The following is a 7,272-nucleotide window of genomic DNA, read 5'->3' on the forward strand; positions in this document are numbered from 1 at the left end:
ACGACAACGACAACGACAGCGTACCCGGGATCTCGGTCACCACATCAGTTCTGATCGCACCCGCGGCGCTCCCAGGCTTTGCATTCCGACCCTCCCGGACGGAAAATCCCGGCGCATACTCCCAGATCCCCCGTCCGCGCGACCGCCACCCAGGAAGGCCGCCCCAGCCCCCACGGAGCCCCCGATGTCCACCGATTTCGATGCCGCTGAATTCGACACCAGCAACCCCGAACCCCGCTGCCCCTGCGTGCTGTTGCTCGACACCTCCGGCTCCATGAACGGGGCGCGGATCACGGCCCTGAACCAGGGCCTGGCGAGCTTCCGCATGGACCTGGAGCAGGACGAGTTGGCCCTGTTGCGGGTGGAGATCGCCATCGTCAGCTTCGGCGGCCGCGCGGAACTGGTCCAGGACTTCGTGACCGCCAACCAGTTCGAGCCGCCGCTGCTGGGGGTCGGCGGCCAGACCCCCATGGGGGGCGGGATCAACCTGGCGCTGGACCTCATCGAACAGCGCAAGTTGAGCTACAAGACCAACGGCATCCCCTTCTTCCGTCCCTGGGTCTTTCTGATCACCGACGGTGAACCGACCGACGGCGACCTGTGGCAGGAGGCGGCGCGGCGCGTGCAGGCGGCGGAGGCGGCCAAGAAGGTCGCCTTCTTCGCGGTGGGGGTCGGCGGGGCCAACCTGGACCTCCTGGCCCAGCTCGGGCCGCGCCAGCCGCTGATGCTCAACGGACTCAGGTTCCGCGAGATGTTCCAGTGGCTCTCGACCAGTATGCGCAGCGTCTCCCACGCCGAACTGGACACCGAGGTGCCCCTGCAGGCCCCCATCGGCTGGGCCAGCGCCTAGCCCGGCGCCCCTGCCCATGAGCCTGGATGTGGCGATTTGCACCACAAAGGCACCAAGGACACAAAGGAACAAAATGCTGTTTGCATCACGCGGCGTACTTCGCAGGAGAAACCCAATGTCAGCACAACGCATTGAAATTCTTTGTGTCCTTGGTGCCTTTGTGGTGCAACTGCGTTCGCTGGGATGACCCAACTCACCGGCTCGGACGGCGAGACCTACCGTACCCAGGACGAGTTGGCCCGCGGCGGCGAGGGCATCATCCTGACCCTGGCGGGACGCGCGGATTGCCTGGTGAAGATCTATCTGCCCGGGCAGGCCACCGAGGCGCGCGCGGCCAAGCTCCGGGCCATGCTCGCCGACCCGCCGCGCGACGAGATGCGCGAGCGCTTCAACCACGCCTCCATCACCTGGCCGCTGGCCCTGCTCCAGGAGGACGGGCGCTTCGTCGGCTATCTGATGCCCCGCATCGACGGCGGGCGCTCCCTGCTCAACGCCTACAACCCCCGCGCCCGCGACGCGCTGGAGTTGGACTGGCACGCCCGGCACCAGGTCGCGAAAAACCTCTGCACGGCCCTGCACGCACTGCATGTGAAGGGCTACGTCATGGGCGATGTCAACCCGCGCAACATCCTGGTCACCACCCGCGGCCTGGTGACCCTGGTCGATACCGATTCATTTCAGGTACGGGCGGGTCAGACCCTGTATCGCTGCCCGGTGGGGGTGCCCGAATATACCCCGCGCGAGCTGCAAGGGCTGCGCTTTGACCAGGTGGACCGCAGCCCGGAACACGACCGCTTCGGGCTGGCGGTGCTGGTGTTTCAGTTGCTCATGGACGGCTTCCACCCGTTCGCCGGGGCCTTGCGCGACCCCCGGGACTCCTTGCCCGGCAAGGCCGACGAGTGGTGCATCCAGCACGGCATCTTCCCGTGGCGCAAGGACCGGCGCTTTCGCAAGCCGCCGGCCGCGCGCGCCCTGGACACGCTCGACCCGACGCTGCGGCGCCTGTTCGACCGCTGCTTCTTGGGCGGCCACGCAACGCCGGCGCTGCGCCCGAGCGCGAAGGAGTGGCTGGACGTGCTCAACCTGGCGCAACAGCGCCTGGTACGTTGCGCGGCCGGTACCCATTGGCGCTATCCGGAGGGTGAGTTCTGCCACGCCTGCCGGACGCCGCCCCGCCGGCCGGCGCCAAGGCGGCCCCGGGCGCGCCCCCGGGCGACGGCGCCGCTCGGACCGACCGGCCCCGGGGCGGTGTCGCCGACGCCAGTGCCGCCGCCGTCACCGCTGATCCGGCCGCTACCGCCACCCGCCGCGACACCGCCGGCCCCGGCCGCCGCCGCAGCGCTCCCCGCCTGGTGGCCGGGGTCGCTCAACCGCGAGCGCCTGATCGCAGTCGGCGGCGCCCTGGCACTGACGGCCCTGGGCGCCCTTGTCTATTACCGCTGGAGCACCCAACCCCCGGTGCTGGCCGCGTCCTACCTCGCCCAGGCACGCGCGGCACTGGCCGGCGGGTCCGCAACCGCCGCGGACCTTGCGCTGCAACAGGCCGCCCTGTCGGCCCCCGAGCAGGTGGCGGCCTTCGACGCCGATCGGGCCGACCTCTATCGCGAACTCGCCCGCCGCGCCCTGGCCGACGGCGCGACGGACAAGGCCGAACTGGCCCTGACCGAGGCCCGGCACTGGGACGCCAGGGCGCGCGCGGCCAAGCGTGTCTTTCTCGCGACAGGGCCGCGGCGCGGACCCGCCGGCGCCCTCGCGCAGGAACTGGTCGAGGTCCCGGGCGGCAGCTTCCTGATGGGCTGCAGCCCCGGGCCGTCGCGCTGTCCGGACGATGAGAAACCGGCCCGCCGCGTCAACCTCCGCCCCTTCCTCATGGGCCGCTATGAGGTCACGCAGGCCCAGTGGAAGGCGGTGATGGGCGAGGACCCGGCGCGCTTCAAACGCGGCGACCGGCCGGTGGAGGGGGTTTCCTGGGACGACGCCCAGGAGTTTCTGCGGCGCCTGAACGCTGAGGGTCAGACCCCGCCGTACCGCTTGCCCACCGAGGCCGAGTGGGAATACGCCAACCGCGCCGACACCCGGACGGTCTACTGGTGGGGCCAGGGTCCGGGCCGGGGCCAGGCCGCCTGCACCGGCTGCGGCGGTCCCTGGGATGGCAGGAAGACCGCCCCGGTGGGGTCATTCAAACCCAACCCCTTCGGACTCTATGACACGGCGGGCAACGTCGCAGAGTGGGTACAGGACTGTTACCACACAAGCTACGCGGGCGCGCCGACGGACGGCACCGAATGGCGTGAGACCTGCGTCGAGTCGACCCGAGTGTACCGCGGCGGCTCCTGGGATGACCCGCCCGACCGGTTGGGCTGCGCCCGCCGCTCCTGGGGCCCACCGACATTGCGGGGCGACCACCTCGGGTTGCGCGTGGCGCGGGACCTGTGACCCCAGAAAGAGCAGTCATCCACAGATGAACACAGATGATTCATTGGCTTACGCTTGGTCGCGGCTCATCTTGCGGGTGATTGTGACAGTAGCGATAAGCGTATGACAATGCTAAACGACATCTGTGTTCATCTGTGGATTTTAGGGTGACTCCATGATATCCCTGCCCGTCGCACTCTATCTGGCCTTGACCCTGGGCTGGCTGCTGCATCCGGCCCCGGCCGCGGCCTGGACGGAAAAGGAACTACAGGCGGCCGACCGCCTCCTGGAACGCCAGTTGGATCAGCGTTGGGCGGCGGAGGCGGACGCCCGCGACCGCGCCGCGGAGGCCGCCAGGGCGCGGGCCCAGACCGCGAGCGAGGCCGAAGCGCAGGCGGCAATGGAACGTCGGCACGCGATCGAGGCGCTGGCGCAGACCCTGGTGGAAATCCCCGGCGGCAGCTTCGAGATGGGCTGCGGTCCCGCCGACGGTGCCTGCGAAGGCGACGAGCGACCGGCCCACCGGGTCAGTGTCAAGCCCATGCGGATCGGCCGCCACGAGGTCACCCAGGCCCAGTGGACGGCCGTCATGGGCGCGAATCCGGCGCAAATCCAGGATGATCGGCGGCCGGTGGAGATGGTCTCCTGGGACCAGGTCCAGCAGTTTCTCAAGCGCCTGAACGCCGAGGCCGAGGGCCCGCCCTACCGCCTGCCGAGCGAGTCCGAATGGGAATACGCCGCCCGCGCCGGGACCCGCACGGCCTACTGGTGGGGTCCGGAGATCGGTCGCGGCAACGCCAACTGCGACGGCTGCGCCGGCCCCGCCGCCGACCGCGAGACCGCCCGCGTAGGGACCCTCACACCCAACGCCTTCGGACTCTACGACACCGCCGGGAACGTCGCGGAGTGGGTCCAGGACTGCTACCACGAGACCTACACCGCGGGGCCAACGGACGGCTCCGCATGGCCCGGCCCCTGCCCCGACGGCTACCGGGTGGTCCGCGGCGGCTCCTGGCTCGGCCGCCCGGCCTCGGTGCGCAGCGCCGACCGCCAGAGCGTCTGGCCCTCGGACCGCAGCGGGGATCGGGGGTTTCGGCTCGCGCGGGACCTGTGACCAGCGACCCCGGGGCGCGGCGGCAATCGCCCCGCACGGCAGCCCCGCGGTTGGCCGCGCGCCGTAGGGTCCGCTGTGCGGACCAACCACCTCACCCGCGTGACACCGTCAGACCTTAGGCAAGGATTCTCGTAGGTTGGGCTGAGGAACGAAGCCCAACAAGCCGCCCAACGCACGCCTATGAGCCGCCCCCTGGCGAATCCTCAACGCCGCCTGAGCCGCCAAGTGAGCCACGACAACCCCCCCATCAACAACACCAGCGTCCCCGGCAGCGGGGCCTGCCCCGCGCCCTGGATAATCACTTGCGTGGCCGCAGTCAGGTCGCGCGCCGCCTCGGCCAGGTAGATCAGCCCCTCGTTGAGGTCCCCAAGGTCCGAGAAGACCCCCAGGTCCAAGACCCCCTCCCCGGTCGCGACGAAATGCAGCACGGCCAGGTTAAAGGCCGGATCGGTGATGCCGGGCCCGGCGCCGACCGAGCCCGCCACCCCCGTGTCGATCAAGTCAGCACTGAGGTCGTCCGAAAAAGGCGGGATCGCCACCTCCGCCCCGGTCCAGGACACCAGCAACGGATTACCGATCGCCACATCGAAGCCGAAGGCAATCACCTCGTCAGCGGAGTAAACACCGTCAAGCGCGTCAGTCACCGCGACCAAGAGATTGAAATGGTCGCCCACCCGGATCTGGCTGCTGGACGGGGTGAGGCTGATGCCCATGGCACCGACCCCGGCCGCCGCCAGCCCCAGCAACAACGCGGCCATGGCCGCAACAAAGGATTTCATAGACACTCCGCCCGTTCCATTGAAACAAATGGGTTGGAAAAATTGCTGAAGCCCCCAACCGCAGGTCAAGGCCGTACCTGGTCGCGCAGCGACGCTGTGGGAGCGGCTTCAGCCGCGACGCGACGGCACAAGCCGTCGCGGCCTCGTCGCGGCTGACGCCGCTCCCACGGGGATCTTCACGGCCGAGCCAGGAAACTGCGATAGAAGCCATACCAGATCCGATAGTCACCGGTCGTCACACAGCCGTCCCGGTCATAGTCGGAAGCCAATCGGTAGCGCGCAATACCGCTACAGGCCCCAGGCGCCGCCCGAAAGACCGTGTAGTCGCCGTTGTCCACATCACTGTCGCCATCCAGATCGGCCGCCAGGGTAAACCTGGCAATGCAACTGGCGTCCCCGGTCAGTGCGAAGGCGGCGCCGCAACCGGTCGGCGTCCAACCGGCGAAGCTGGACCCGGACGCCGCGCTGGCCGTCGGGGTGACGCTGGTATCGACCGGCCAGGTCCCGCCCCTGCCGACCGCGCCGGACCCGGCGCCGCTCTTACTCACCGTCAGGGTAAAACTGGGGCTCGCCGCGACGAAGTCACCGATACTGCTGCTGGTCGCGTTACCCATCGGATCGACCGAGGTCACCTGGTAGTAATAGGTCGCACCCGGCACCAGCCCGGACAACCTTACGCGATGCGCAAGGCCATACTCGATATCCCCCGCCACCCGCGACAGCGGCCTCGATCAAGATTCCGGCCACTTGGGCTCGCCGGGTACGTAGTCAGGCCATCTTGGCCTGACACCGTCAGGGCTGGAAGCCCTGACTACGCACGCCGCTGGCCGGGATTACGATCAAGGCCTCGATCTGGTTGAGACCAGCGAGAGCGTCAGGGTCCTGCGAATAGGCCAGCCGGTTGCCGAGATCCGTGCGATCCAGCTGGGCCTCCCGTCCTGGAAGCGGCGCGCGGCCAAGCCGTTGACGATTGATGGAGTCTCCGTCAGCGACCTGATACTGGCGGGGCGCGACGCCTGATGCTGGTCTTCTTCGATTCCTTGCCGAGCTTGGCGCCTTGCCTTGGCGTGAGCAACGGCCGGATTTAGGTTGATCCGCCCGACAGACCCCGGCACCTTGCTATACTGATGACGTTACCCCTCGTCGCGGATTCCGCTATGGCTGCAATCACCTACACCGAGGCACGTAAACACCTTGGCCAGACCATGGATCGAGTGGTGGACGACCATCAGCCGGTCGTCATTACGCGGGCAAACGGCAAGAACGCCGTCTTGATCTCACAGGAGGACTTCGATGCCTCGCAGGAGACCGCCTATCTGTTGCGTTCTCCCGCCAACGCCGCGGACCTGCGGCAGGCCGTCGCCGAGTTGGGCGAGCGGCGCGGTTTCGTCCGCCATGACCTGATCGAAGAATGATCTGCTTTCGCGAGCGGGCCTGGTCGGACTACCTCTACTGGCGGCAGACCGATCGAAAAATCCTCAAGCGCATCAACGCGTTGATTCGAGACATTCAACGCGATCCCGCCACCGGCATCGGCAAACCGGAAGCGCTGAAGCACGATCTCTCCCTTGGCCGCGCAGGCGCACGTTCACCGAAATACCATCAATCGCGCCCCCGCTTGCGAAGTTGTGCAACGCTTCCTGCGTGAGGCGTTGCGCGCGATCCGTGCGGCGACGGATCAGTCCGGGGACCTGGACCGAGCGCTTTTCTGGTATCGCAACGAGCCCCTGCCGCCGTTCGGTTACAAGACGGCCGAGCAACTGGTCAGCGATGGCCGCACCGACGACCTTCTGCGCTACATCGCGTCCCTGGAGACTGGGGCCGCGGGATGATCTTGACCCGGCTGGACGCCCTGACCGTCTACCGCGTGCACACGCCCAAATGGGCGTTCGCGCCAACCAGCGGGGCGGGTGCCGCCCAACATGGCGGACGTGCCAACCGACCGGGCCTGGCGGCGCTGTCTGCGGTCCGCACAGCCGACCCTACGGGCGCGGGGCCGTAGGGTCCGCTGTGCGGACCAGCGACCTCCCGTGCAGGAGGGTGGCCGGGTCGGGTAGCCAGGCGACGTTACCGCCACCCAGCCCCCTAAGAACCGTGCTTGCGACTTTCACCGC

The 7,272-nt window shown here is 68.5% G+C and carries 9 protein-coding genes; 7 read left to right on the forward strand and 2 right to left on the reverse strand.

The window, feature by feature from the left end:
- Positions 1 to 184 precede the first annotated feature (184 nt).
- The 3 genes from QZY48_RS12775 to QZY48_RS12785 all read left to right on the forward strand — a co-directional run bounded on the left by QZY48_RS12775 (position 185) and on the right by QZY48_RS12785 (position 4,379).
- A complete protein-coding gene (locus QZY48_RS12775) occupies positions 185 to 850 on the forward strand; it encodes a VWA domain-containing protein (protein ID WP_295431239.1) in 666 nt (221 codons plus the stop codon).
- 183 nt (positions 851 to 1,033) lie between these two features.
- Positions 1,034 to 3,286 (forward strand): SUMF1/EgtB/PvdO family nonheme iron enzyme, encoded by a 2,253-nt coding sequence (locus QZY48_RS12780; protein WP_295431240.1) that lies wholly within the window; start codon positions 1,034 to 1,036, stop codon positions 3,284 to 3,286.
- Between the two features lie 154 nt (positions 3,287 to 3,440).
- Positions 3,441 to 4,379: a formylglycine-generating enzyme family protein gene (locus tag QZY48_RS12785; protein ID WP_295431241.1), complete on the forward strand. Its 939-nt coding sequence runs from the start codon at positions 3,441 to 3,443 to the stop codon at positions 4,377 to 4,379.
- Positions 4,380 to 4,582: 203 nt separating this feature from the next.
- Here QZY48_RS12785 and QZY48_RS12790 read toward each other — a convergent pair whose 3' ends face one another.
- Together QZY48_RS12790 and QZY48_RS12795 are read right to left on the reverse strand one after the other, a co-directional pair.
- A complete protein-coding gene (locus QZY48_RS12790; RefSeq protein ID WP_295431242.1) occupies positions 4,583 to 5,158 on the reverse strand; it encodes a hypothetical protein in 576 nt (191 codons plus the stop codon).
- Between the two features lie 176 nt (positions 5,159 to 5,334).
- Positions 5,335 to 5,829: a hypothetical protein gene (locus tag QZY48_RS12795; RefSeq protein WP_295431243.1), complete on the reverse strand. Its 495-nt coding sequence runs from the start codon at positions 5,827 to 5,829 to the stop codon at positions 5,335 to 5,337.
- A 486-nt stretch (positions 5,830 to 6,315) separates the two neighbouring features.
- Between QZY48_RS12795 and QZY48_RS12800 the strand changes: the two genes are divergently transcribed.
- From QZY48_RS12800 to QZY48_RS34795, 4 genes are read left to right on the forward strand one after another with little or no spacing between them, the layout of a single operon-like run.
- Positions 6,316 to 6,573: a type II toxin-antitoxin system Phd/YefM family antitoxin gene (locus tag QZY48_RS12800; protein WP_295431244.1), complete on the forward strand. Its 258-nt coding sequence runs from the start codon at positions 6,316 to 6,318 to the stop codon at positions 6,571 to 6,573.
- Positions 6,570 to 6,806 carry a Txe/YoeB family addiction module toxin gene (locus tag QZY48_RS12805; RefSeq protein WP_295431245.1) on the forward strand — a complete coding sequence of 79 codons (237 nt, stop codon included), beginning with the start codon at positions 6,570 to 6,572 and terminating at the stop codon, positions 6,804 to 6,806. Before QZY48_RS12800 ends, QZY48_RS12805 begins: the two co-directional genes overlap by 4 nt.
- The gene (locus QZY48_RS12810; protein ID WP_295431246.1) at positions 6,787 to 6,990 is read left to right on the forward strand and encodes a hypothetical protein; all 204 of its coding nucleotides are present in this window, start codon (positions 6,787 to 6,789) and stop codon (positions 6,988 to 6,990) included. Before QZY48_RS12805 ends, QZY48_RS12810 begins: the two co-directional genes overlap by 20 nt.
- Positions 6,987 to 7,160 carry an RES domain-containing protein gene (locus QZY48_RS34795; protein ID WP_366929679.1) on the forward strand — a complete coding sequence of 58 codons (174 nt, stop codon included), beginning with the start codon at positions 6,987 to 6,989 and terminating at the stop codon, positions 7,158 to 7,160. The genes QZY48_RS12810 and QZY48_RS34795 overlap by 4 nt, the downstream gene beginning before the upstream one ends.
- The last annotated feature ends 112 nt before the right edge of the window (positions 7,161 to 7,272 follow it).

The sequence above is a fragment of the uncultured Thiodictyon sp. genome (assembly GCF_903828115.1).
Taxonomy (GTDB): domain Bacteria; phylum Pseudomonadota; class Gammaproteobacteria; order Chromatiales; family Chromatiaceae; genus Thiodictyon.